Raw genomic sequence first — 23,897 nt, forward strand, 5'->3', positions numbered from 1 at the left:
ATATCCCATTATATGAGCTTGTGCAGCATCCTGAGGCTGTCAAGAAGGCCATGTGCATAGGTTATGCATCCAAAGGATGTGAGGTAGTCCTTCTTTTCAAGGTAGTAGATGGAGTCATCCCTGTAATTGAGGGCCCTCTCAATCACAGCCTCTTCATCCCTGCTGAATTCTATGGATTTCATTTCCATTAAATTTTTCTCAAGGAGCTCAAGGTCCTTTTTTATTCGCTCAGCGTATTCCATAAACTCACCCCAAAATCGCCTCTGAGATCAGGTCTTCATTTTTTTCCAGCCATAAATAATCCTCTGGAGCACCGTGAAGTATCCGAGCAATATGAGGACTATTATGGCGGCTGACATGTACCATGGACCATAGATGTATCCAGTGATGGATCCTGCAAGGAGGATTATTAGGCGTTCAGCCCTCTCAGCAATACCCACACTGCAGCCTATACCCTCAGATTCTGCACGGGCCCTAACATAGCTCACCATAAGGGCCGAGTGGAGGGCCAGCATACCCGTGAGGGCCCCAGTGAACCCCCCTGCTGTGATACCGATAATTATTATCCCATCCGAAAACCTGTCAAGTGTTGAGTCAAGGAAGCCTCCAAATCTGGTTGGAGTGTACCGGCTCCTGGCAACGGCACCATCGAGGACGTCGATGAATCCGCTCAGGGCAAGTAGCAGACCACCATTAAGGAGGCTTCCAGAGGCATACATGGTTGCGGATGCGCATGCAACAAGGAATCCTAAAAGGGTTATGTAATCTGCTGGAATCGCGATTCTCTCTGCAACTGGATCAATGAACTTTCTGATTATCGGTCTGAACTGGTTTAACATACTTTCATTTATAATAAATGCAGATATATAACTTGAATTATTAAACCACCAAAGCATGTTCCAGATATAACCCACATGAATCTGAGGGTCGCTGAACTCTTCAATCATCTGAATGTGCAATAAATGGACTCTGAGTGTTGGTATGATTATCAGAAAAATTAAGAGGGATAGACCATCAAGGACCGTGATTGATGAGGCCATAGGCATCATGAGGGATGGCGGGGTTGTAATATACCCTACAGACACGATTTATGGGCTTGGTGTTAATGCGCTTGATGATAGGGCGGTAAAAAGGCTCTTCAGAATCAAGGGGAGGGACCCGGATAAGCCGGTTTCGATCTGTCTCGCTGATGTCAGGGAGATACCTGAATTTTCGAGGCCATCCCCCCGGGCAATGGAGATAATTGAGAGGATACTCCCTGGTCCCTATACGGTTGTACTGGAGAAGAATGATAGAATCCCCGATATCCTGACTGCGGGTTCAATGAAGGTTGGCCTGAGGGTCCCGGATGAGAAGGTATGCACTCTTCTGTCAGCTGAATTTCCTGTTACAAGTACAAGTGCAAACATCTCAGGCAAACCCCAGGGGGCGTCACTTGATGAGATAATCAGGGATATCCCTGACGCTGACATGGCCATTGATGGAGGGGCTCCGGCCAGTATGGAGCCGTCAACTGTAATTGACCTTACGGTTCATCCACCAAGGATAGTGAGAATGGGGAGGGGCGGCACGGAGTTCCTCAAGGATATTATGGATTGATGTGTTGGTGGTGCATGGAAAGATCAATGAATTTAGGACATACAGGGAGAGATGATTTCCGGATTCAGGGTGATGGGGCAGATGAAGACATTAGGTGAGATTGGTGAGAACCGGAAGATACCGACTGAATCTTCAATTGATAAAATACTGGGTGGAGGAGTGGAAAAGAAGGGCATAACCCAGTTCTACGGACCTCCAGGTTCAGGTAAGACGAATATAGCAATTAAGCTTGCTGTTGAAACTGCAAGGAAGGGTAAAAAGGCATTTTTCATTGATACTGAGGGTGGAATCTCAGTTGAGAGGATAAGACAGGTTTCAGGAGAGTTCTTTGATACCGTTGCAGAGAATATAATCGTATTCGAACCATCAAGTTTCACAGAACAGGGAGAAATCCTCTCAAGGATATCATCCCTACTTAAGACACATGGCGAATCAACTGAACTGGTGGTCCTTGATTCTGCCGTCGCCCTTTACAGGCTTAAGGAGGGTAAAACCTCAAATTTAAATGTTGATCTTGGAAGACAGATGTTCCTCCTCCTTCAGATGGCAAGGAGGTTCGACCTTGCGGCCGTCATAACAAACCAGATATATTCAATTACAGGGAATGATGGAAAGGACCGGGTTAACCCTGTTGGTGGAACGGTCCTGCGTTACTGGTCCAAGGTTATAGTTGAACTTGAGATGGGGGATTCACCAGGGGAGAGGCTGGCCATACTCAGGAGGCACAGGAACAGGCCGGAGGGCCTGAGAACAGGGTTCAGGATCGTGGCCGATGGCATCATATGATGTAGTATTTAAAGGATACATTTTATTACAGCCCCCTGTTTTCTGAACAAAGTTTATTAAGTGGTTTGTTTAATATGATATAAGACACTGGAATAATGAAGCTTATGATTTGAGGTTCAGCCTCTGAGTAATAAGAGAAGCCTGCTTCTCTTTCATGGTATATGCTCTGGTGCTGATGTGATAAAATGATTTCTCCTAAAAAATATGCTAAGGCCGCTAAGGTATCGCCTAATGGCTTTAAAACAACAAATGAGTTTTTCAACTATGTTTTTAAGGATGAAGAAATGATATGGATGGGTCAGAACACCAACCATCTCCATGATCATTCTGAAATAGCGGAAGCCATGATTGACTGTATAAATGAGGGTAACTACTGCAAGTATCCTCCGCCGGAGGGGTTCCCTGAACTCAAGGAGCTTGTTGTAAGGGACCTTGGCCTTGGGGATGGCTTCGAGGCCCTTATAACCGCCGGCGGTACCGAGTCCCTTTATCTCTGCATGAATGATATACTTGAACCTGAAGATAACGCCATAACATGTGATCCTGGCTACCTCATAATTGACAACTTCGCAAGCAGATTCGCATGCAGCGTCATCTCGATTCCAATCTACAGCAGGGAGTGTGGCTACAAATTAACACCCGAACTTGTACTTGAGAACATGGATAGGAACACCCATATGGTATCACTCATCGATCCCCTGAACCCCCTGGGATCATCATACACAAAGGATGAGATAAAGGCCTTTGCAGATATAGCCAATGACCATGACATCTACCTCCTCCATGATATAACCTACAGGGACTTTGCAATGGACCATCACCTTGCAGCAGACTATGCCCCTGAGAAAACGGTAACCGTTTACAGCTTCTCAAAGATATATGGCATGGCAGGTCTGAGGATAGGGGCTATTGTGGCAACATCAGACCTCATCGAATCCATAAAGAGTATCGTTATAAATGATCTGGGCACAAATGTCATTTCACAGGCAGGGGCAATCGCAGCCCTCAGATCAAAGAACAGGTGGGTTGACAGGATAAGAAATACAACCTTCAGGAACCAGAAGATAATAAAGGACGCCGTTGATGAGGTTGACGGTGCATTCATCCCTGTTTACCCATCAAGCGGGAACATGATGGCAATAGACATCCACAAAACAGGTGTTGACCCCCTTGACCTTGCAGATTACCTCCTTAAAAGGAAGATATTTGTAAGGCAGGGCGCCTACACAAGCAGGGCCTTCGGGGACAGGTACATACGCCTCAGTTTCTCAATACCCAGGGAACAGGTTGAGATATTCGCAGAGAACTTTGTGGATGTCATGGAATTCCTGAGGCCTTCAAATTAGGGTTCCTGATTTTCTTCAGACCATTCCTTTTTTTATTAAATCTAGCAGGAAAGCTTCCCATATTGAACATTTCTCACCCTGAAAATAGAAATTAGTTATTCGGCCTTGAGGTAATAATACTCCCCGAGCTCCTTCTGCTTTCTGTCGAGGAAACTGTTGATCTTATTAACCCTGGGCCTTCTGGTCTCCTTGTCCCTTCTGAAGGTTATCCCCACCTCCATCAGGAAACGGTTCATGGCTTCCCTCAGCTCTGTCGGGCTTCCTGCATGACCATTAAAACCGGGTTTACCGCTGAATACCATGGCCCTGTCAGAGACATAGTCGATGAATATTATATCATGATCTATGACCATTGCAGATGAATTCCGTCCCTCTACTATCCTCCTTATGGCCTTTGCAGCCATCAGGCGCTGTTCAACATCAAGGAATGCTGTTGGTTCGTCGAGGACATAAAGATCAGCCTCCTGTGACAGTGTGACTGCAACGGCAAGCCTCTGGAGTTCACCCCCGCTCAGCTCCTCAACTTTCTTATCAAGGATTTCCTCAAGGTTGAATGGCTTCATTATTTCGCTCTTGAATATGTTTGAACCGTATCCCGGAGCCTTTTCATAGAGTAACTCATCCACCGTACCCGGGTAGTCTGAGGAGAGATACTGGGGCTTGTAGGATATCTTTATATTCTTCTTAACCTTCCCTGTGTCCGGCTTCTCAACCCCTGCAAGGATCTTTGCAAAGGTTGTTTTACCGATACCGTTGGGGCCGAAGGCTGTTATGATCTCGTTGAAGTATATTGTCCCCTCATCAACCTCAAGGCTGAATTCAGGGTATGACTTCTTCATTGAGGAGTACTCTGCAAGGACATCTCCCTCATCACTGACCCTTGGGGGCTTGACCTTGAATTCAATAGCCTCTCTCCTGAACCTCACGTTTTCTTCCCTCAGAAAACCCTTTATGTATGTGTTTATACCAACACGGACGCCCCTCCTGTTTGATACAACCCCATATCCTCCGGGTTTACCGTAGAGTATATGCACATAGTCTGACATTGCATCCAGGGCGGCCATGTCATGCTCTATTACCATCACGGCTTTACCAGCATCTGCAAGGGACCTTATAACCCTGACTGCATTCAGCCTCTGACGGACGTCAAGCCAGGATGTTGGTTCATCAAAGTAGTAGAAGTCTGCTTCACGAAGGGCTGCGGCGGCAATCGCCACGCTCTGAAGTTCTCCTCCACTCAGGTTTGAAATGTCACGTTTCATTATACCCCCGATCTCGAGGGCTTCTATGACCTCGTCTGTCCGTTCTGATCCTATGCTCAGCAGCAGGTCCTCAACACGCCCCTTAACGTAACGGGGGATCCTGTCAACCATCTGTGGTTTATGAACCACCTTCACGTTACCTTCACTGAGGTTCCTGAAGTAGTTCTGGAGCTCCGAGCCCCTGAAATAGCTTATTATCTCGTCCCATTCCGGCGGGTCCTGGAAGTTACCAAGATTGGGCTTAAGTTCACCCGAGAGTATCCTTATTATGGTTGATTTACCTATACCGTTGGGGCCCATGAGTCCCACAACGTCACCCTCGCTTACAGAGGGCAGTCCAAAGAGTTCAAAGAGGTTCTGACCGTAACGGTGCACGGGGTTTTCAAGGGCTTCCGGAAGATTTATTACACTAACCGCGTTGAAGGGGCATCTCTTGGTACATATACCGCACCCCGAGCAGAGTTCCTCTGATATCAATGGTTTCTTTGTTTTTTCATCCACCGTTATCGTGTCCTCACCCATCCTCACTCCAGGGCAGTAGTCTATGCACACGTAATTACATTTCTTTGGCTGACACCTGTCATGGTCAAGTATTGAAATCCTGGTCAATTTTATCACCGTGAGAAGTTAGAATCAGTGAACTGATTATGGTGGTGGTGCTTAATAAAAATTGCCTATGGCTGTGTAGGGTTAATGGAAAATAAGAATAAAATAAGAAAAATCTGGCCATTTATACTTTTTTAACGGCCAGTTCGATGTCTGATTTCTTCACGGTTTTTCTGCCGGCGTGTTTTGCAAGTTTAACTGCTTCTCTTGCAATTTTCATGCCCTCTTCTTCAAGGGCCCTTGCAAGTTCTTCTCTTGCATCATCACTTATTCTCTGGGCACCGGCATTTTTTATTATTCTCCCAACTGGTGTTATAGGTAATTCGGCCATAATATCACCTCAGTTTTATATTTAAATCCATAGTATTTAAATTTATCGTTTTTTCAGCATTATTTTCCATTCCCCTCCCGATTCTCTGCTCCACCGGTACCATGAACTTCACTGTAACCATGATACAGACCGGCTCTTTCTCATGGGTTAGCACCGGCACCGCACGGGTCATATGAAGGTCATCAACTTCCAGATGGGGTGGATGGTGGAAATCGTTATTAGTCATGATCAATATAAAACCGCCACAGGTGTGAAAATGAAACAGGTCATAATAGTAAGGTCAGATCTTGGAATGGGCAGAGGTAAAATCGCTGCTCAGGCATGTCACGCTTCTATAGGATCATACAAAAAAACAGACCCTGATAAAATAAGAGAATGGGAGATGGAAGGCTCAAAAAAGGTTGTACTCTCGGTACCCGGCCTTGAAGAACTGATGGAGATATATGAGGCTGTCCGGAGGACGGACATTTCACACTACCTTGTGCGTGATGCAGGCCATACCCAGATACCTGCAGGAACAGTAACATGTCTGGGCATAGGGCCTGACACTGATGAGAGAATAGACAGGATAACAGGGGAGCTTAAGCTGCTATGAGCAGGTGATTCCATGGAATGGGTTGTGAAGATAGGCGGCAGCCTCTTCCCGGATCATGCAGCGGTTCTACTTGAAAAACTGAGGGGGGAGGAATCTGTGGTGATCTGTGGCGGCGGAGACTTTGCTGATATGGTGAGACACCATGATGAAAGGAAGGGATTCTCTGCATCCGCTACTCATGAAGCGGCTATTCTGTGCATGGATATTACAGGAAGGCTTCTATCAGACCTTGTGGATTCTTCCAGGACCGTTAGAACCCTCCAGGAATGCAGAAATGCTATAGATGATGGTTTTACTCCAGTTCTTTTACCCTCCCAGCTTCTACGCTACACGGATCCTGCTGAACATTCATGGAGGGTTACTTCTGATTCCCTTTCACTTGCAGTGGCCCACATGCTTGGAGCGAAACTTTTAATAGCAACTGATGTAGATGGTATATATACTGAAAGACCACCTGCCAGTGATGCTAAACTTATAAATGATATAAGTGCTAAAGACTTACTATCTTTTGGTGAGACATCAGTGGATGAAGCACTACCTGAACTTCTAATTAAATTCAAATCTGATTGTTACGTTGTGAATGGGAAATATCCGTCCAGGGTGCTATCCATTTTAAGGGCAGGTGCTTCAGCCGGAATATGTACAGTTATAAGAGGTGATTAGATGTCCAAGATGGAATGCACATCCTGTAAACAGGAGATACCTCTGGTTGAGACATACGTGAAATTTGAATGTCCAATGTGCGGTGAGATGATCTACAGGTGCCAGAAGTGCAGGACCTTCGGACACACCTACAGGTGCAAGTGTGGCTTCGAAGGGCCATAATAAGATATAAATATGTATTAAATTAATACTAAATTCTGGAGGTATTTCATGGGAGAGGTAGTAGCAACAATAAAGTTAATGCCAGAAAGCCCTGAAGTTGACCTTGAAGCCCTCAAGAAGGAGGTCAGGGCAAGGATACCCGAGGGCACAGAGCTTCACAGGATAGATGAGGAGCCCATAGCATTCGGTCTTGTGGCCCTCAATGTGATGGTCGTTGTTGATGACGCTGAGGGAGGAACAGAGGCCGCAGAGGAGAACCTTGCAGGCATTGAAGGAATAAGCAACATAGAAGTAACTGATGTTAGAAGGTTAATGTAGACCTTTATGGTGATGGGGATACTCGATATCCTTCTTGCCTGTTTTCTTGGAATTCTGGTGGGAGTACTAACAGGCCTTATCCCTGGGGTCCATGTCAACACCGTGGGAGCCTTTGCTTTTTCATCAGCATCATACATCCTTGGCTTATTTTCACCAGAATTTCTTGCTGTTTTTTTATTATCTCTCTCTGTGACACACGCACTCCTTGAGTTCATACCCTCCCTGCTTCTGGGAGTGCCTGATGAGGGGACCGCACTTTCGGTTCTACCGGGCCACCGTATGGTCCTTGAGGGAAGGGCCATGGAGGCCGTGAGGCTTGCAACCATCGGCGCTGCCGGCGGCATTATACTGACCTTAATCATGTTACACCCACTTTTCATTGTACTCCCACCACTCTATGGACTTATAAAACCTTACATGTGGATTTTACTTGTTCTTGTTTCACTTTACATGCTGATAACCCTCAGCAGGAACTATGAATCCATGCTCTGGGCAGTGATTCTTTTTATGTTTTCAGGTCTGATGGGGCTTCAGGTGTTCAGCACACCATTATCCCCTGGTCTTGGGCTCATGACACTCTTCACAGGGTTTTCCGGCCTCAGCACAATCCTTTACAGTCTGGGTTCGAAACCATCCATACCGGAACAGGGAAAATTCGAGGGAGTAACTGTTGATGGAAAAATTTTAAGGGCGGTGGCTGCAGGTGGACTTGCATCAACACTACTTGGATTTCTCCCTGGTTTCGGACCGGCACAGGGCGGAATACTGGCACAGTCACTTGCAGGGGCAAGAGAAGATTCTCCTGAAACATTCATTGTTGCACTGAGCGGTCTTAACACATCGGACGCACTATTCTCGCTACTTACACTCTACCTTATAGGTAATCCCAGAAGCGGAATCGCGGTCTACATCTCCCAGATAATTCAGGGGGTGGACACCGCCCATCTGATGCTCTTCATATCAGCTTCACTCCTGGCTGTTTCAGCAGCATCAATCATAGCACTCAGGGCAGGGGATTATATCTGCCGGGTGAGGGGGTGGTGGATTATGGGAGGATATCGGTTTATGTCATGATATTCATGGTGGGATCCATCCTCTTCTTCACCTTAAAGGAGGGTGCAAGCATCCCATTCATTGCAGCCACCCTCATAGCATCAACAGCCTTCGGTCTTCTTCCACACTCTGTGGGGGTGAGCAAATCACACCTCATGGGTGTACTCATCATACCGGCCATCATCATCTATACAGGGATTTAAAGGGGTGACAGGCAGTCCATTGGGGGGTACCTTCAGCTTTAATTTGAAACGGTTGAAGCTGGCTTTATTCACTGTATTATCAGAATCCTTTCTGCAAGTTTTCTGGCGGCTTCTGCGAATTCTTTGAGGTCAGCACCAGGGAAGGGGTCGATGATGCAGAGGTCGAACCTTTCATCAAGGACATCGGGGAGGTCCCTTATGTCCATATTGTATATGCTGAAGGATCTTCCTCCTGTCTTCCTGGCAGAACTGAATCCATTGACCTCAAGGTTCAGGCGTGTCATATCACATGCATCGCCCCATAGATCATTAAAAACAACCCTTCCAACCCCTGAGAGCAGTGAGAATATTCCAAGGGTGCCGGGACCGCAGGTTGCATCAACAACACTTTCTGGCGTGCTGGATTCCAGTTCCCTGGCAACAGCATTTATCTTTGGATTTTCATGGGATGGGAACTCAATATGGAGTCTGCTCTGCCTCCGGTATATGCATAAACCTCCAGAGGGAGTCTTCATGAAGTCACATCTCATATCACAGCCAGCAAGGAGTTCATAGACATGGGGGGTTGCCCTGGAGTTGAAGATCCCCGGAGTTTTCCCAGGGTCACCCCTCATAACACCCTTCACCTCAGGAACTTCCTTCAGTATTTCTCTGGCCGTTTCACGGTCAACCTTTGGTGATAGGAGAACAAGAGATTTTTCAGGAAGAAACGGCGGCGAACCGAGTGGAAATGCAGGTGTTATGAGGGGCACGCCAGCATCCCTGAGACTGGAATCAGGGCCAATAAGTCCAGAGGATATCATTATACTGCAGACATCCGCCATGACAGAGTCAAGGTGCCTCCTTCCACACCCGCAGACTTCCCCTGAACCCTGCACCTGGTCCATAAGGGACCTGAACCTGCTCAGTCCAGGGGGAGTGCATAGCGGGCATGGATCATATAATCCTTCGATTTTTCTTATGATTGCATCACAGCCATCAAGGACCTCACCACAGACAGGGCAGTAAACTGACATATCCTTAAATATTATTCTACACATATTAATCTTTAGATAACATGAGGGATAAAAGGAAGGAAATTCTCAGGGAGATTCTTGGAGAATTTGCAGCAGATGATGAGACATCTCATAAGGAAGAAAAACCTTCAAAGGAAGATGAATCATCATTTAAGGTTGAAAAGGTGCTTGAAAAACCATCACCGAAGCCCGTACCACGAGGTCCAGCTATAAAGGATGTTGAGATCATAGAGGGGGATCTCATACCAAAATATAAGGTCTCACTTCCAAAGTTCTCTGAGAAGGAAAGGGAACTCCTCAATGAGATACGTGAAAAACTCGTTGAAGTTGCCGTATCCAAGGGGGAGGACTTCAGGATCGATGAATCCACCTTCATGGGGGAGGTTAAGGAATTCCTTAAAATGAAGGGGGTTCGCAATGTTGATAAACTTGCCAAGCAGATCTCCCAGGAGATGCTTGGATACGGTGAACTTGACCCCCTCATCAAGGACGATGACCTTGAGGAGATCATGGTAATCGGTGTCAACAAGCCAGTATTTGTCTACCACCGTAAAATGGGGATGATGCTGACAAACGTCGTCTTCAAGGAGGACGATGATATAAGGGCCATCATAGACCTCATTGCAAGGCAGGTAAACAGACGTATTGACCAGCAGACACCGATACTTGATGCAAGGCTACCTGATGGTTCAAGGATCAATGCAACAATTCCCCCGGTTTCTCCTGATGGCTCCACACTCACCATCCGAAAGTTCAGGAAGGACCCCTTCACGGTTGTTGACCTTATAAACTTCAAGACAATGTCCTCTCATCTGGCGGCATTCCTCTGGGTGTGCACAGATGGACTTGGTGTCAAACCCTGCAACGCAATAGTCGCAGGGGGTACCGGTTCAGGTAAAACAACCACCCTCAACACGGTATCAGCATTCGTACCCCCAACCGAGCGAATCATAACAATTGAGGACACCCTTGAACTTCAGCTCCCTCACACCCATGTCCTAAGGATGGAGACAAGACCACCCAACATTGAGGGTAAGGGTGAACTTGACATGGACACCCTGGTTAAGAACTCCCTCCGTCAGAGGCCCGACAGGGTGATTGTCGGTGAGGTCAGGGGCAGTGAAGCCATAACCCTCTTCACAGCCCTTAACACAGGGCACAGTGGATTCGGAACGCTCCACGCCAACACGGCGAGGGAGACCATAACCCGTCTCATAAACCCTCCGATGAATGTGCCGAGGATAATGATACCTGCCCTGGACTTCATTATAATGCAGAACAGGATGTACAGGCCTGAGGGAGGCTCCATAAGGAGGATAACTGAGGTTGCCGAGGTTGTGGGTATGGAGGAGGGCAACGTCCAGCTCAACAGGGTCTTCGAGTGGAACAGTGTAACAGACAAGGTTGAATATGTTGGAATAGCAAGCCAGACCCTCAGGGAGATAGCTGAACTCAGGGCCATCAGCATAAACGAGATTGAAGAGGAGATCGAGAGGAGAAGACTTGTTCTTGAATACATGGCTGATGAGAACATAAGGTCAATCGATGAGGTGGGGCATTACATAAACGAGTACTACAGGGACCCTGACGGTGTCCTGGACAGCATTCTCTAGAGCGATGATATCATGGCATCCATCAAGGACTTATTTGATAAACTGGGCGGACTGACCCTTAAATCCTCAAAGAAGGTTGGGGAGGGTGTTCAGAAACCAGTCCAGAAGATCAGTGAGATAAAGCCCCCCAAACCTCCGGTAGGAAAACCGGGAAGAGTATTCGGGAGAGGATCTGGATCAGGAGGAGGACTTTTCAAAGGAAAATTTTCCCCAAAAAAGGGGTTCCTGGGTAAAAGGGGATCTTTAAGGCCTATAAGTCGAATGAAAATGACTCCTGAGGAGATAGAAGTATTCAAGGGGCTTATAGAGGCCGATAAACGACTCGAGGAAAGGGAGGATTCTGTTACCCGGGAGACATATCAGAGGGCTTCCCTTGAGGAACTTCTCAGGGAGGAGGAGAAGGAACAGCTGGACCCCAAACTCATCATGATACTTGGAGGGTGTTCCGGCGCCATTCTACTGGTCGTGATGGTCATCCTTGGTTTTGGAATAGAAATAGGACTTGCGGTGATGATGGCGGTCCTTTTCATGGCCATGATCATGATATTTCTCCCCAACCTTCGGAAGGGAAAACGTTCCACTGAAGCATCAAGGGAGCTCCCCTTCGCCCTCCGTCAGATGGCAACTGAACTCAAGTCAGGGCTGGGGCTGCATGACAGCATGAGGTCGGTTGCAATGTCAGGTTACGGGGCTCTTTCTGAGGAGTTTGCAAGGACACTGGAGGAAATCAAATACGGTGAGACAACCGAGAACGCCCTTATTGAGATGAGTAACCGGATAGAATCGGATGGTCTTAAGAGGGCTGTTTACCAGATTACAAGGACACTTAACAGTGGTGGTGACCTTTCAAAGACCCTCAATGTAATTGCAGATGATATAGCATATGAAATGAGGATGAAGCTCAAGGATTACTCCCAGAAACTGAACTCCTTTACAATGATCTACATGTTCCTGGCCATCCTGGGCCCTGTTATATTCCTTGTCATGCTCCTTGCAGCATCAACGGTTATGGGACCGGTTCTACCACCCATGGCCATCATACTCATATACCTCTTCCTCTTCCCGCTCCTGGTGGGCTTCATGGCATTCATGATAAAGAGACTGGAGCCGAAGCTTTAGTCTTTTTAGATGATGTGACTGAAGTTCAAAATTTAATCTTTTTTCAGTGCATGTAGAAGTTCATGGTATTTCTCTTCTCCAAGCAGGTGGATGAGTTCATGCTGCCTCTCCTCCCCTAGGACATGGAGGAGTTCATGGTACTTCTTTTCTCCAAGGGTATGGAGGAGTTCGTGGTATGCATCCTCAACTGTTAATTTAACATCAACCCTGAATCCAGCATTCCTGAGGCGGTTCATGAGGTCGGCAGTCTTTGGAAGCTTGAGATTCGCTCTTCTGATGATTTCAGGGCGGCTGAATATCTCTTCAGACCCCCCATCGGCAATTAGCCGACCATCGTTCAGTACGATTATTCGTTCTGCAAACTGGCTTATTATTTCAACATCATGGGAGGAGATGATAACGGTTATCCCATCCCTGCCAAGCTCAAGGAGTGTGTCGATGATGTCATCGGCTGCTTGGGGGTCAAGTCCGGCGGTTGGCTCATCAAGAACCATTATTTCAGGCTTCATTGCAAGGATACCTGCAATTGCAATCTTCTTCTTCTCACCGCCACTGAGGTGGTGTGGGGGCCGGTCCCCATATCCACCCATACCAACCCTTCAAGGGATCCCCTGACCCGTCTCTCAACTTCATCATCGTCAAGTCCAAGGTTCACCGGTCCGAATGCCATGTCTTCAAACACGGTGGGTGAAAATAGCTGGTCATCAGGGTTCTGGAATACTATACCCACCCTCTGACGGAGTTTCATCAGTCCATCCTTGCTGTAGTCAATTTCAGCCCCATCAATAAGGATGCTGCCCTCTTTGGGTTTCAGTATACCGTTGAGGTGCAGAAGGAGCGTTGATTTACCGGCACCGTTGGGTCCTATCACAGCAACTCGCTCCCCCTTCTTTATCCTGAGGTTTATGTCTTTAAGGCAGGGATGCCGTCAGGGTAACTGTAGCTGAGGTCCTTTATTTCTATCATACTGGCATCACTGGAAGTTTCATTTTTTGCCTGGATCGGTGCCGGGGAATGTTCACTCTCTGTTATCCGGCGGCCGGCTGGATCAGGTAGAGGGCTGCAAGGAGGAAAATGTTCACTGCTATGAATATCACATCACCCCTGCTGATCCTGGAGTGTATGGTGTACATCCTGCTTTCAGGGCTGTAACCCCGGCTCAGCATGCCGAGGTAAACCTTTTCGCCCTGTTCATATGCCCTAAGGAACATCATGGCGATGGTTTCACCGACCTTCCGCAGCCTCCACCTGTAGGGTGTTCTTTCATTCCATATGTCGAAGCATCTTGTTTTCTGGGCGTTCCTTATACGTTCCAGTTCATCGTAGAAGAAGAACAGGTACCTTACGGTGAGGTTGAGGAGCATGGCGAGATCCGCGGGTACCCCTATCCTCCTGGCCGAACCAACAAGTTCCTGCATGGATGTTGTTGAGGATAGGAGTATCACCGCTGTTACACTCACGGTGATCTTGGAGAGTAGAAGCAATCCAAAATTGAGTCCCTGCATGGTGATTTGGAGTCCTAGGGGACCTGCCCATATAACATCACCGGGCCTTATGAAGGGCTGGAATAGGGCTATGAAGCCCCCGAAGGGCAGTATGAGGATAAGACGTTTAATAGCATAGGAAAGGGATACATTTGAGATGAATATCAATGTGAGAAGGTAAACTTCCATGATGGCAAGAATAAGGATATTGCTGGTTCCAACAGCATAGACTATTATCATGAATGTTATGATGAGCTTCACCCGTCCATCAAGTCCATGGACGGGGCTTTCCTTGAGTGTTTCCCTTTCAATGTTTACAAGGTCTTCCATTCAACTTCCCCTGTAGAAAAAAAATGGAGGATTTTAATCCTCCGAACTCTCATTTCCCTCTTCGCCTGCATCACCCTTGAATATGGCACCTATTCCATATGCAACTCCAAGGACGAGGACTGTGCCCAGGACGAGTGATATAACCCCTCCAAGGGGACTGTCACCCAGCGCAGGTAATGTGTAATCAGGGAGGGGTGACTCAAGAACGGGCTCGGTTTCAGGGTTTGGCATAAGCTTTTCAGCAGTGCTCTCAAGTCCGTCAGGGTTTGAAGAGGCAAGGAATGGTGCAAGGACAGCTATCACCAGGGCGATTATGAGGCCGCCAATCAGGAACTTTTTGTCTCTGGCTTTCATTCTGCAGCCACCTCTTTTGGTTTTCCCCAGCTCTTGAATGAGAAGAGATCCGGGCGGGCGTTTTCTATTGCAAGGACAACGATGACCGTTATCGCGGCTTCAATGAGGCCTATGACTGCATGGTACAGTCCCATGAATGCAAGGCCTTCATTCAGCGGGAATGTCCCTGCAATCCACATTTCCACTGCACAGGCGATTGCAGCAAGGAATATGGATGCCCATGATGCTATCAAAACTGCAGGAACTTCTCCAATGGATTTAGTTGCCCTGAATAGGTAGTAACCTGTGAAACCACCGATGATGCCCATGTTAAAGATGTTGGCACCCAGGGCTGTGACTCCACCGTCACCGAATATGAGTCCCTGAAGTATGAGTACTATCGATAGAAGGAGCACGGCAGCCCATGGGCTTGCAAAGACTATTGCAACAAGGGCAGCTCCGACCATATGGCCACTGGTACCCCATGGTATCGGTATGTTCATGGCCTGTATTGCAAAGATTCCCGCTGCAAGAACTGCAAATAGCGGAATCTGTCTTTCTTTAAGATCTCTATTAGCCCACTGCAGACTGAAGTAGAGGGCTACAATGGCTATTATCCAGTATACGAGATACTGGGGGAATGGTATGAAACCATCGGGGATATGCAAAATATTCGCCTCCTTTAAATTATTATTATGATTTCCATGACCTATATCATGATTTATATAATATAAAGCTTATTATGAGTATTACTATTTTTTCTTTTAATTTATATTACAGTAATAATCAGTCTGAGGGCAGGAAGGTGAAGGGACCCTCCCTGCAGGTATTCTGAAATCTATAGGGGGAAACAGACCTTAAGGAGATGATGGGATGGATTATTAAAAATCAGGAGGATTTTATGTTATTGCTCATAATACACAAAATTTATATACCTTTTCCATAAAATGAAAAACATCATTATAAATCATTAATAATTGCCAATCGGGATTTAGTAATACTGGTGATAGATGTGGCACCTGAATCAAAAAAAGCCAAAGACCTGAAAGGGGATTTCTGGGATGCTAAGAACATCCAGATATCCATAGGAAAAGTAATAACAGAGGAGGAGCCCCCTGAGGAAGTCAGGGGGCCTAAACCCATGCCCCATGTGACTGACCTTAGATCATGGGACATGAAACTCCTTGAAAGATACGAACCCTTCTATGCACCCTTCTGTGATATGTGCTGTCTGTGTACCTATGGTAAGTGCGAACTGCTGGGGAAGAAGGGAGCCTGCGGTATAGACGCAGCCACCCAGCAGGCAAGAACGGTGCTCCTGGCATGCCTGATAGGGACAGCAGCACATGCAGGACACGCAAGGCACCTCCTAGAACACCTCATAGAAAAACTCGGGGAAGACCATGAGATAGACCTGGGCATGAATGTGGATATAGAGGCCCCTATAACAAGGACAGTCATGGGTAAAAGACCCCGGACCCTGGGGGACCTCAGGGAGGTCATGGATTACGTTGAAGAGCAGATGTCACACCTCCTATCAGCATGCCACACAGGACAGGAGGGTGACAGCAAGGACTTCGAATCAAAGGCATTCCATGCAGGCCTCATGGATGACCTTGCAAGGGAGGCTGCGGATCTAGCCCAGATAGTTGCCCTGGACCTTCCAAAGGGTGATGAGGACGCACCCCTCATTGAACTCGGATTCGGGACAATAGACACAGAAAAACCGGTTGTCCTCTGCATAGGACACAATGTACTCCCTGGTGCGGATATAGTGGACTACCTTGATGAAAAGGGACTTGAAGAGGATGTGGAGGTCTGCGGGATATGCTGCGCAGCCATCGACATAACAAGGTACAACGATGCAGCCAAGGTTGTGGGACCTCTGTCAAAGCAGCTGCGGTTCATAAGAAGCGGCGTTGCAGACGTGGTGGTTGTTGACGAACAGTGCGTAAGGACGGACGTACTTGAAGAGGCCCTCAAGAACAGGTCCGCGGTGATTGCAACAACCGATAAGATGTGCCTTGGCCTCCCGGACATGACAGACGAGGACCCTGATAGGATCGTCAGGGACCTCATCGAGGGAAACATAAAGGGTGCACTCATCCTTGACCCTGAAAAGGTGGGTGAAGTGGCTGTTAAAACAGCAATTAAACTCGCCCCGGAAAGAAAACCCCTTAAGAAGCTTCCAGATGTGGAGGAAATAATTGAACTGGCATCAGAGTGCACCGACTGCGGCTGGTGCCAGCGTGCATGCCCCAACAGCCTGCCTGTTATGGATGCTGTGAAGAAGGCTGCAGAGGGAGACCTCAGCCAGCTCGAGGAAATGGCGGTTGAGGAGCTCTGCTACACCTGCGGAAGATGCGAACAGGAATGCGAAAGGGGAATACCCATAGTCTCCATGGTCACAAAGGCCGGTGAGAGAAGGGTCAAGGACGAGAAATACAAAATAAGGGCAGGAAGGGGCCCTGCCCAGGACGTTGAAATAAGACGTGTAGGGGCACCCATAGTACTGGGCGACATCCCTGGCGTGGTGGCCTTCGTAGGGTGCTCAAATTACCCTGCGGGCGGAAAGGATGTTGCCCTCATGGCAAAGGAGTTCCTTGAGAGAAACTACATAGTGGTAACAACCGGTTGCGGTGCAATGTCCATAGGCGAATACCGGGATGAAGACGGACAGACCCTCTATGAGAAATATGGTGGAGAATTTGATGCAAAGGGACTCGTGAATATGGGGTCCTGCGTTTCAAATGCCCACATTTCAGGTGCCGCAATAAAGATAGCAAACATATTCGCACAGAAACCCCTTGAGGGAAACTTTGAGGAGATAGCAGACTACATACTCAACCGTGTCGGTGCATGTGGAGTTGCATGGGGCGCATACTCCCAGAAGGCGGCTGCAATAGCAACAGGTGTCAACAGGTGGGGGATACCTGTAGTACTCGGACCCCACGGATCAAAATACCGCAGATTATTCCTTGGAAGGGCCGATGATGAAGAAAAATGGAAACTCAACGATCTAAGAACCGGAGAGGTTATCGACGGCGAACCCGCCCCCGAACACCTCCTCTACGCCGCAGAAAACAGGGAGGAGGTCACGGTCATGATAGCAAAGCTCTGCATAAGGCCAACGGACACCCCAAAGGGACGCCAGATGAAACTCAGTAACTACATAGACCTCCACAGGAAGTACTTCGGCACGATACCTGACGACATCGACAAGTTCATAAGGACAGAGAAGGACATCCCGATAGTCTACAAGAAGGACGTGATGAAGATACTTGAAGAGAAAAACTGGAAGCCAAGGAAGGTTCCAAAGGAACCATCCCTTATGGAAATGGAGAAGGGGTGATCCCATGAATGACCGTATAATACCATGGCAGCCAACGGTTATAGCAGGGCCAAAGCAGGCAATGCTCGTAACCCCTGAAACAGCCGTAATGATGATCAAAAAGGCCAAGAGGCCCCTCATGGTGGTGGGTCCCCTTGCAAAACGCCAGCCAGTACTTGACCACACACTGAAGATAATGGAAAGGTGGGATCTGCCTGTTGTAACAACTGCAGACACCTTCAGGGTGTTCAATGAGAGGGGTGTTGAAACAGAGCCCTACGGCATAGTTGAGATAACCAACCTCCTGAAGGACCCTGAATGGAGGGGTGTCAGGGGTGAGGGTCAGCATGACCTCGTGATATTCATAGGATGCATATACTACATCGCATCCCAGGGCCTGTCAACCCTGAAACACTTCGCACCACATATAAAGACACTCACAATATGCAAAACATTCCATTCAAACGCAGATGCATCATTCCCTAACATGGATGATGAGGAATGGTTCAGATACCTTGAAAAGATGCATGAAGATTGATGGAGGAATTCAATGTTTGAAGACATACCCGTTGATGTAAGTCCAATGCATGAGGGGGAAAGGATAAGATCAGCAAACATGTTCGTTGAACTGGCAGGCCCCAAATCAATAGGAGCCGAGCTGGTTCAGGTAAAGGACAGTGTCGAGGATGGAAAGATAGAGGTTATAGGGCCGGACATCCCTGAAATGGAACAGGGCCAGATCTACCCCTTTGCCATAAGCATAGAGATAGGTGGGGGGGAACTTGAGGAGGAACTTGAGGGTGTTATTGAAAGAAGGGTCCACGAGCTCTGCAACTATGTCAAGGGATTCATGCACCTCAACCAGAGGGACCAGATATGGTGCCGTGTAAGCACAGAGGCCAGGGATGCAGGATTCAGACTTGAACACCTTGCAAGGGCACTCTCGGTTCTCTTCAGGGAGGAATTCCCCATAATAGAGTCAATATCCGTGACCATAATCACAGATGAAAAGGAGGTTGAATCCTTCCTTGAAACCGCAAGGGAAAAATATGATTTAAGGGACTCCAGGGCAAGGGAACTCTCAGACGAGGATGTTGATGTCTTTTACGGCTGTCTGATGTGCCAGTCCTTTGCACCCACCCATGTATGTGCAGTGACACCAGACAGAACAGCCCTGTGCGGAGCAATAAACTGGTTCGACTGCAGGGCAGCATACAAGATGGATCCTGAGGGACCAATATTTGAGATTGAAAAGGGAGAAGTGCTTGACGCAGAGAAGGGAGAATATGAAGGCATTAACGCTGCAGTTGCAGAACATTCACAGGGAACAACAGAGAGGGTCTACCTTCACAGCATATTCGGATACCCCCACACATCCTGCGGATGTTTCGAGGCAGTGGCATTCTACATACCCGAACTGGACGGTATAGGTATAGTGAACAGGGACTTCAGGGGAGAAACACCTCTGGGAATACCATTCTCGGCGATGGCAGGCCAGTGCTCCGGCGGAAAACAGGTTGAAGGATTCTCAGGCCTCAGCCTGGAATATATGAGGTCACCGAAATTCCTCCAGGCAGATGGAGGATACTCAAGGATAGTGTGGATGCCAAAGGAACTCAAGGATTCATTAATAGAATTCATTCCAGAGGACCTCAGGGATAAGATAGCAACCGAGGAGGATGCAACATCCATAAAGGAGATCAGGAGGTTCCTAAGGGAGAAGGGCCACCCTGTCCTTGAAAGGGCGGCTGCAGAACCTGAACCCGAGGCTGAAGAGGAGGAGGAGGCAGAAGAGATAACCATGGAAGAGGCCCCCTCAACAGTACCCGTAGTTTCATCCCCTGAAATGAGCGTCCCAGTTGCCGGTGGATTCAGAATAATCCTCAAAAATGCCAAGATCTACGCTGAAAGCGTGATAATAAAACGTGAATAGGTCAAGAGTGATCCTGTGATAATAGCAGTCAGTGGAAAGGGCGGAACCGGAAAAACAATGTTTTCAGCTTCCCTTATAAGGATACTTGCATCAACAGGGGCAGATGTCCTTGCAATAGATGCTGACCCCGATTCAAATCTTCCAGAGGCCCTGGGTGTGTCCGTTGACCGGACGGTGGGTGATGTCAGGGAACAGCTTAAGAGGGACACCGCAGAGGGCAGGATACCCCCATCAGCAAATAAATGGGACATGCTTGACTATCGTGTGATGGAATCAATAGTTGAAACAGAGGACTTTGACGTCCTTGTAATGGGCAGACCCGAGGGAAGCGGCTGCTACTGCGCTGTTAACACAATGCTGAGAAAGATAATTGAGAACATAGCCAGTAACTACGACTACATCGTAATTGACACGGAAGCAGGTCTGGAACACCTCAGCAGGAGGACAACACAGAACGTTGACGTCATGATAGTTGTAACCGACCCCTCAAAGAGGGGGGTGCTGACTGCAAGGAGAATACTTGAACTCTCAGAACAGCTTGAAATACGCTTCAGGGAGATATTCCTTGTCCTCAACAGGGTAAGGGATGAGGACCTTGAAAGACTGAAAGAGGGCGTGGAGAGGGAGGGTATTGAGGTTATAGGCGTCATACCCGAGGACCCTCTGGTATCAGAGTATGATATGGAGGGAAAACCACTCTATGAATTACCTGAAGATTCCGCATCATTCAGGGCCATAAAGAAGGTGGCTGAAAGGATACTAAATCTATAGAGGTGTGTTTATGGATAAATTAACGGAGCTTCTGAAGCTGCTTCAGAACACAAAATCCATTGAAATAAAGGAGTTCAGGATGGACGTTGATGAACTTGAACTCTACATGATGCCTGCAGTCCAGCAGGCCATCCAGAAGACGGTTGAAGTAAGGGAGAAGGTTGAAGCACTCCCTGAAGAAGAATTCAACCCGCCAGTAAGATCCTATCCAGGCGAAGTTGCCCAGGTAAAGCTGGGGGATGGAACAAGAAAGTCTGTCTACCTTGGAGGTCAGAAGGCCCTTTACAGGTTTGAGGAGCCCCAGCCAAACCCTCCAGTCGTAACCTTCGATGTATTTGACATACCAATGCCGGGACTTCCAAGGCCGATAAGGGAACACTTCAGTGACGTGATGGAGGACCCGGGTGACTGGGCAAGGAAGGCTGTGAAGGAGTACGGTGCCAACATGGTCACAATACACCTGATAGGTACAGGGCCAAAGGTCATGGACAAATCACCAAGGGACGCTGCAAGGGACATTGAGGAGGTCCTCCAGGCCGTGGATGTCCCCCTTGTAATTGGAGGATCAGGAGACCCTGAAAAGGACCCCCTTGTACTTGAAAAGGCCGCGGAGGCCGCCGAGGGTGAGAGGTGCCTCCTGGCATCAGCGAACCTTGACCTTGATTACAGGAAGGTTGCAAGGGCGGCCATTGATTACAACCATGCCGTCCTGTCATGGGCCATCACCGACGTTAACATGCAGAAGACCCTCAACAGGTACCTCATGAAGGAGGGCCTTACAAGGGAGGACATTGTCATGGACCCCACCACATGTGCACTTGGTTACGGTATAGAGTTCTCCATAGACGTAATAACAAGGACGAGGCTTGCAGCCCTCAAGGGAGACGCCGATCTGCAGATGCCAATGTCCTCAGGGACAACCAATGCCTGGGGTTCAAGGGAGGCATGGATGAAGAAGGATGAATGGGGACCCACCGACTACAGGGGTCCGCTGTGGGAGATTGTAACCGGACTTACTATGATGCTGTCAGGTGTGGACATATTCATGATGCTTCACCCAACATCCGTGAAGCTTCTAAGGGAAATAGGGGAGACCTTCACAAGGGAATACATGACTGCAGAGACACCTGACCTGAGGGAATGGATAACAGAACTGGATTATTAGGAGGTTTTAAAATTGCAGGTCACTGCTATGGATGTGTATCGTTTACTGCCAAAGAGCAACTGTGGTAAATGTAATGAGGCTTCATGCATGGCATTTGCCACAAAACTCATTGAAAAGGAGCTAACCCTCGATGACTGCCCCCAGCTGAGCGGGGATGAAAGACAGGAACTTGAAGAGCTGCTTGCACCGGCCGTTAAAGAGATCAGCTTCGGCCCTGAAAACAGGAAGGTTACTATAGGAGGGGATCAGGTCCTCTATAGGTATGAACTCACATACTACAACCCCACAGCCCTCGTGATAGACTTACCGGATGATCTCCCAGAGGATGAATTCATGGGGAGGGCCGAGGATATCCAGACACTGAGCTTCGAACGAACAGGGGAAACACTGACACTTGACGGAATAGCCCTGAGAAATAAGTCAGGAAGCCCTGAAAAATTTGCTGAAGCGGCAGAAAGACTTGGAGGAATGGGATATCCCCTCCTACTGTGCAGCTTCAACCCTGAGGCAATGGAGGCAGCCCTCAGGGTGGTGGGTGACCAGAGACCCATCATTTATGCTGCAACAGAGGAGAACCTGGATGAAATGGCAGAACTCGCACTTAAATATGAATGCCCCGTCGTCCTCTTTGCGCCGGGCGACCTTGAAGGGATGAAGAGACTCTCCTGGAAGCTTCGTTCAATGGGCGTTGCTGACATTATCCTTGACCCTGGCACATTTACGGGTGAGGGAATAGGGGATACAATTGACAACTTCGTAATGATAAGGCGGCTTGCAGTTGAGGAGCGTGATGCAGACTTCAGGTTCCCGATCCTGGGGGTACCTGCACTTTCAAGGCTCTCAGGAGAAGGGGATGCTGTGGAGGAAAACATAAGGGAGGCTACGGTGGCAGCAACCCTCATGAACAGGTACGCGGACATCCTCATCCTGGGGGGCACGGAGATATGGGAGTTAATGCCCCTTTTAACACTCAGACAGGGACTCTACACTGATCCAAGGAAGCCGCAGACCGTCGACCCTGGCGTATATGAGTTCGGAGAGGTGGATGAGGATTCACCTGTTATACTGACAACTAACTTCTCCCTCACATACTATACAGTGGAGGGGGACCTCAAGTCAGGGGATGTTACAGCCTACCTCCTTGTCCTTGACACAGAGGGAAGGGCTGTGGATGTTTCCCTGGCAGGGGGCCAGCTCAACGGTCCTGCAGTGGCTGACCTCATAAAGGATACCGGGATAGAGGAAAGGGTTAAAAACAAGGTCCTCATCATACCGGGCCTTGTAGCACCGGCAAGTGGTGAGATAGAGGATGATACCGGATGGCGGGTGCTTGTAGGACCAAGGGACTCATCAGGGATACCTGATTTCCTTGAGAAACTCGCATCAGAGTAGGTGGTGTACCTGTGAAGATGCTGATGGTTCTTGATCCGGCAAGGTGCAGTGGCTGCGATGACTGTATCAATGCATGCAGGAACACCCATGGAACTGCAAGGGCAAAGAAGGGAAATAAGATGCCGGTGTTCTGTCTCCAGTGCCACCCTGAAAAGGCACCATGCGCACGCATATGCCCTGTTGGCGCCATAAGGGAGGTTGACGGGGCCCTTGTAATCGATGAAGACGCATGCATACTCTGCAAGCTCTGCATGGTGGCATGTCCCGTTGGCATGATAGTCATGGACCCTGAAAAGAGATCTGCAGAGAAATGCACCCTCTGCATGGACGCCGACTGCATCATCCCGGCGTGCGTTGACGCCTGCAAGGAGAACGTCCTCAAGCTTATTTCAGTGGACGACCTTGCGGAACTGAATGACCGGTTGGAGTTCAGCGACATCCTTGAGGAGGCCATGAAGTTTTACAGGAAAAGTTAGTGGATGGGTC

At 48.2% G+C, this 23,897-nt stretch carries 25 protein-coding genes and 2 pseudogenes; 17 read left to right on the forward strand and 10 right to left on the reverse strand.

The window, feature by feature from the left end:
- Positions 1 to 8: 8 nt before the first annotated feature.
- A complete protein-coding gene (locus N5910_RS01205; RefSeq protein ID WP_074358385.1) occupies positions 9 to 242 on the reverse strand; it encodes a DUF357 domain-containing protein in 234 nt (77 codons plus the stop codon).
- A 27-nt stretch (positions 243 to 269) separates the two neighbouring features.
- Complete coding sequence (gene pgsA / locus N5910_RS01210) at positions 270 to 839, reverse strand: archaetidylinositol phosphate synthase (RefSeq protein ID WP_074358386.1); 570 nt, start codon at positions 837 to 839, stop codon at positions 270 to 272.
- Positions 840 to 981: 142 nt separating this feature from the next.
- Here pgsA and N5910_RS01215 point away from each other — a divergent pair, with 142 nt between their 5' ends.
- From N5910_RS01215 to N5910_RS01225, 3 genes are all read left to right on the forward strand, one after another.
- Entirely contained in the window at positions 982 to 1,599 is a 618-nt protein-coding gene (locus N5910_RS01215; RefSeq protein WP_074358387.1) for an L-threonylcarbamoyladenylate synthase, read from the forward strand.
- 81 nt (positions 1,600 to 1,680) lie between these two features.
- A complete protein-coding gene (radB, locus tag N5910_RS01220; RefSeq protein ID WP_074359690.1) occupies positions 1,681 to 2,385 on the forward strand; it encodes a DNA repair and recombination protein RadB in 705 nt (234 codons plus the stop codon).
- A gap of 185 nt (positions 2,386 to 2,570) precedes the next feature.
- Complete coding sequence (locus tag N5910_RS01225; RefSeq protein WP_074358388.1) at positions 2,571 to 3,731, forward strand: pyridoxal phosphate-dependent aminotransferase; 1,161 nt, start codon at positions 2,571 to 2,573, stop codon at positions 3,729 to 3,731.
- Between the two features lie 95 nt (positions 3,732 to 3,826).
- Here the strand turns inward: N5910_RS01225 and N5910_RS01230 are convergent, their stop codons facing one another.
- The 3 genes from N5910_RS01230 to N5910_RS01240 form a co-directional block, all read right to left on the reverse strand.
- Entirely contained in the window at positions 3,827 to 5,602 is a 1,776-nt protein-coding gene (locus N5910_RS01230; RefSeq protein WP_074358389.1) for a ribosome biogenesis/translation initiation ATPase RLI, read from the reverse strand.
- Positions 5,603 to 5,723: 121 nt separating this feature from the next.
- Positions 5,724 to 5,930 carry a histone family protein gene (locus N5910_RS01235; protein ID WP_074358390.1) on the reverse strand — a complete coding sequence of 69 codons (207 nt, stop codon included), beginning with the start codon at positions 5,928 to 5,930 and terminating at the stop codon, positions 5,724 to 5,726.
- Positions 5,931 to 5,934: 4 nt separating this feature from the next.
- Entirely contained in the window at positions 5,935 to 6,156 is a 222-nt protein-coding gene (locus N5910_RS01240; RefSeq protein ID WP_145924504.1) for a hypothetical protein, read from the reverse strand.
- Positions 6,157 to 6,186: 30 nt separating this feature from the next.
- Here N5910_RS01240 and pth2 point away from each other — a divergent pair, with 30 nt between their 5' ends.
- From pth2 to N5910_RS01265, 5 genes and pseudogenes are all read left to right on the forward strand, one after another.
- Positions 6,187 to 6,525 carry an aminoacyl-tRNA hydrolase gene (pth2, locus tag N5910_RS01245; protein WP_074358392.1) on the forward strand — a complete coding sequence of 113 codons (339 nt, stop codon included), beginning with the start codon at positions 6,187 to 6,189 and terminating at the stop codon, positions 6,523 to 6,525.
- A 12-nt stretch (positions 6,526 to 6,537) separates the two neighbouring features.
- Positions 6,538 to 7,188 carry an amino acid kinase family protein gene (locus tag N5910_RS01250; RefSeq protein ID WP_074358393.1) on the forward strand — a complete coding sequence of 217 codons (651 nt, stop codon included), beginning with the start codon at positions 6,538 to 6,540 and terminating at the stop codon, positions 7,186 to 7,188.
- Positions 7,189 to 7,350, forward strand: coding sequence for a zinc finger domain-containing protein (locus N5910_RS01255; protein ID WP_074358394.1), 162 nt, complete (start codon positions 7,189 to 7,191; stop codon positions 7,348 to 7,350). It abuts the gene before it with no gap.
- Positions 7,351 to 7,398: 48 nt separating this feature from the next.
- The gene (locus N5910_RS01260) at positions 7,399 to 7,668 is read left to right on the forward strand and encodes an elongation factor 1-beta (RefSeq protein ID WP_074358395.1); all 270 of its coding nucleotides are present in this window, start codon (positions 7,399 to 7,401) and stop codon (positions 7,666 to 7,668) included.
- An 18-nt stretch (positions 7,669 to 7,686) separates the two neighbouring features.
- Positions 7,687 to 8,924 (forward strand): annotated as a pseudogene (locus N5910_RS01265) (tripartite tricarboxylate transporter permease).
- 68 nt (positions 8,925 to 8,992) lie between these two features.
- Here the strand turns inward: N5910_RS01265 and N5910_RS01270 are convergent.
- Positions 8,993 to 9,940: a hypothetical protein gene (locus tag N5910_RS01270; RefSeq protein ID WP_238337939.1), complete on the reverse strand. Its 948-nt coding sequence runs from the start codon at positions 9,938 to 9,940 to the stop codon at positions 8,993 to 8,995.
- 41 nt (positions 9,941 to 9,981) lie between these two features.
- Here N5910_RS01270 and N5910_RS01275 point away from each other — a divergent pair, with 41 nt between their 5' ends.
- Positions 9,982 to 11,553: an ATPase, T2SS/T4P/T4SS family gene (locus tag N5910_RS01275; RefSeq protein WP_084531111.1), complete on the forward strand. Its 1,572-nt coding sequence runs from the start codon at positions 9,982 to 9,984 to the stop codon at positions 11,551 to 11,553.
- Positions 11,554 to 11,565: 12 nt separating this feature from the next.
- Entirely contained in the window at positions 11,566 to 12,672 is a 1,107-nt protein-coding gene (locus N5910_RS01280; protein ID WP_191216347.1) for a type II secretion system F family protein, read from the forward strand.
- Between the two features lie 32 nt (positions 12,673 to 12,704).
- Here the strand turns inward: N5910_RS01280 and N5910_RS09475 are convergent.
- From N5910_RS09475 to cbiM, 4 genes and pseudogenes are all read right to left on the reverse strand, one after another.
- A pseudogene (locus N5910_RS09475) lies at positions 12,705 to 13,638 on the reverse strand (energy-coupling factor ABC transporter ATP-binding protein).
- 62 nt (positions 13,639 to 13,700) lie between these two features.
- Positions 13,701 to 14,486: a cobalt ECF transporter T component CbiQ gene (cbiQ, locus tag N5910_RS01295; RefSeq protein ID WP_074358397.1), complete on the reverse strand. Its 786-nt coding sequence runs from the start codon at positions 14,484 to 14,486 to the stop codon at positions 13,701 to 13,703.
- 33 nt (positions 14,487 to 14,519) lie between these two features.
- A complete protein-coding gene (locus N5910_RS01300; RefSeq protein ID WP_074358398.1) occupies positions 14,520 to 14,840 on the reverse strand; it encodes a PDGLE domain-containing protein in 321 nt (106 codons plus the stop codon).
- Positions 14,837 to 15,487: a cobalt transporter CbiM gene (gene cbiM / locus N5910_RS01305; protein ID WP_074358399.1), complete on the reverse strand. Its 651-nt coding sequence runs from the start codon at positions 15,485 to 15,487 to the stop codon at positions 14,837 to 14,839. The genes N5910_RS01300 and cbiM overlap by 4 nt, the downstream gene beginning before the upstream one ends.
- Positions 15,488 to 15,822: 335 nt before the next feature.
- Here cbiM and cdhA point away from each other — a divergent pair, with 335 nt between their 5' ends.
- From cdhA to N5910_RS01340, 7 genes are read left to right on the forward strand one after another with little or no spacing between them, the layout of a single operon-like run.
- Complete coding sequence (gene cdhA, locus N5910_RS01310) at positions 15,823 to 18,171, forward strand: CO dehydrogenase/acetyl-CoA synthase complex subunit alpha (protein WP_390893147.1); 2,349 nt, start codon at positions 15,823 to 15,825, stop codon at positions 18,169 to 18,171.
- 4 nt (positions 18,172 to 18,175) lie between these two features.
- Positions 18,176 to 18,688, forward strand: coding sequence for a CO dehydrogenase/acetyl-CoA synthase complex subunit epsilon (cdhB, locus tag N5910_RS01315; RefSeq protein ID WP_074358401.1), 513 nt, complete (start codon positions 18,176 to 18,178; stop codon positions 18,686 to 18,688).
- A 12-nt stretch (positions 18,689 to 18,700) separates the two neighbouring features.
- Positions 18,701 to 20,083, forward strand: a complete 1,383-nt coding sequence (cdhC, locus tag N5910_RS01320; protein ID WP_261599667.1) for a CO dehydrogenase/CO-methylating acetyl-CoA synthase complex subunit beta — start codon at positions 18,701 to 18,703, stop codon at positions 20,081 to 20,083.
- Positions 20,084 to 20,098: 15 nt separating this feature from the next.
- Positions 20,099 to 20,854 carry an ATP-binding protein gene (locus N5910_RS01325; RefSeq protein ID WP_074358403.1) on the forward strand — a complete coding sequence of 252 codons (756 nt, stop codon included), beginning with the start codon at positions 20,099 to 20,101 and terminating at the stop codon, positions 20,852 to 20,854.
- A gap of 10 nt (positions 20,855 to 20,864) precedes the next feature.
- Positions 20,865 to 22,019 (forward strand): CO dehydrogenase/acetyl-CoA synthase subunit delta, encoded by a 1,155-nt coding sequence (cdhD, locus tag N5910_RS01330; RefSeq protein ID WP_074358404.1) that lies wholly within the window; start codon positions 20,865 to 20,867, stop codon positions 22,017 to 22,019.
- A 12-nt stretch (positions 22,020 to 22,031) separates the two neighbouring features.
- Positions 22,032 to 23,411 (forward strand): acetyl-CoA decarbonylase/synthase complex subunit gamma, encoded by a 1,380-nt coding sequence (acsC, locus tag N5910_RS01335; RefSeq protein WP_074358405.1) that lies wholly within the window; start codon positions 22,032 to 22,034, stop codon positions 23,409 to 23,411.
- 17 nt (positions 23,412 to 23,428) lie between these two features.
- Complete coding sequence (locus tag N5910_RS01340; protein WP_202879483.1) at positions 23,429 to 23,887, forward strand: 4Fe-4S dicluster domain-containing protein; 459 nt, start codon at positions 23,429 to 23,431, stop codon at positions 23,885 to 23,887.
- The last annotated feature ends 10 nt before the right edge of the window (positions 23,888 to 23,897 follow it).

The sequence above is a fragment of the Methanothermobacter wolfeii genome (genome assembly GCF_025397995.1).
Classification (GTDB): domain Archaea; phylum Methanobacteriota; class Methanobacteria; order Methanobacteriales; family Methanothermobacteraceae; genus Methanothermobacter; species Methanothermobacter wolfei.

Bases quoted from the DNA above. Each gene is read 5' to 3' on its own strand.
- cdhB (WP_074358401.1), top strand. From the start codon at position 18,176: ATGAATGACCGTATAATACCATGGCAGCCAACGGTTATAGCAGGGCCA.
- pth2 (WP_074358392.1), top strand. From the start codon at position 6,187: ATGAAACAGGTCATAATAGTAAGGTCAGATCTTGGAATGGGCAGAGGT.
- N5910_RS01225 (WP_074358388.1), top strand. From the start codon at position 2,571: ATGATTTCTCCTAAAAAATATGCTAAGGCCGCTAAGGTATCGCCTAAT.
- cbiQ (WP_074358397.1), bottom strand. From the start codon at position 14,486: ATGGAAGACCTTGTAAACATTGAAAGGGAAACACTCAAGGAAAGCCCC.
- N5910_RS01280 (WP_191216347.1), top strand. From the start codon at position 11,566: ATGGCATCCATCAAGGACTTATTTGATAAACTGGGCGGACTGACCCTT.
- N5910_RS01300 (WP_074358398.1), bottom strand. From the start codon at position 14,840: ATGAAAGCCAGAGACAAAAAGTTCCTGATTGGCGGCCTCATAATCGCC.
- pgsA (WP_074358386.1), bottom strand. From the start codon at position 839: ATGTTAAACCAGTTCAGACCGATAATCAGAAAGTTCATTGATCCAGTT.
- N5910_RS01340 (WP_202879483.1), top strand. From the start codon at position 23,429: ATGCTGATGGTTCTTGATCCGGCAAGGTGCAGTGGCTGCGATGACTGT.
- N5910_RS01270 (WP_238337939.1), bottom strand. From the start codon at position 9,940: ATGTCAGTTTACTGCCCTGTCTGTGGTGAGGTCCTTGATGGCTGTGAT.
- N5910_RS01250 (WP_074358393.1), top strand. From the start codon at position 6,538: ATGGAATGGGTTGTGAAGATAGGCGGCAGCCTCTTCCCGGATCATGCA.
- radB (WP_074359690.1), top strand. From the start codon at position 1,681: ATGAAGACATTAGGTGAGATTGGTGAGAACCGGAAGATACCGACTGAA.
- N5910_RS01260 (WP_074358395.1), top strand. From the start codon at position 7,399: ATGGGAGAGGTAGTAGCAACAATAAAGTTAATGCCAGAAAGCCCTGAA.
- N5910_RS01205 (WP_074358385.1), bottom strand. From the start codon at position 242: ATGGAATACGCTGAGCGAATAAAAAAGGACCTTGAGCTCCTTGAGAAA.
- N5910_RS01275 (WP_084531111.1), top strand. From the start codon at position 9,982: ATGAGGGATAAAAGGAAGGAAATTCTCAGGGAGATTCTTGGAGAATTT.
- cdhC (WP_261599667.1), top strand. From the start codon at position 18,701: ATGTTTGAAGACATACCCGTTGATGTAAGTCCAATGCATGAGGGGGAA.
- N5910_RS01215 (WP_074358387.1), top strand. From the start codon at position 982: ATGATTATCAGAAAAATTAAGAGGGATAGACCATCAAGGACCGTGATT.
- cdhD (WP_074358404.1), top strand. From the start codon at position 20,865: ATGGATAAATTAACGGAGCTTCTGAAGCTGCTTCAGAACACAAAATCC.
- N5910_RS01255 (WP_074358394.1), top strand. From the start codon at position 7,189: ATGTCCAAGATGGAATGCACATCCTGTAAACAGGAGATACCTCTGGTT.
- N5910_RS01240 (WP_145924504.1), bottom strand. From the start codon at position 6,156: ATGACTAATAACGATTTCCACCATCCACCCCATCTGGAAGTTGATGAC.
- N5910_RS01235 (WP_074358390.1), bottom strand. From the start codon at position 5,930: ATGGCCGAATTACCTATAACACCAGTTGGGAGAATAATAAAAAATGCC.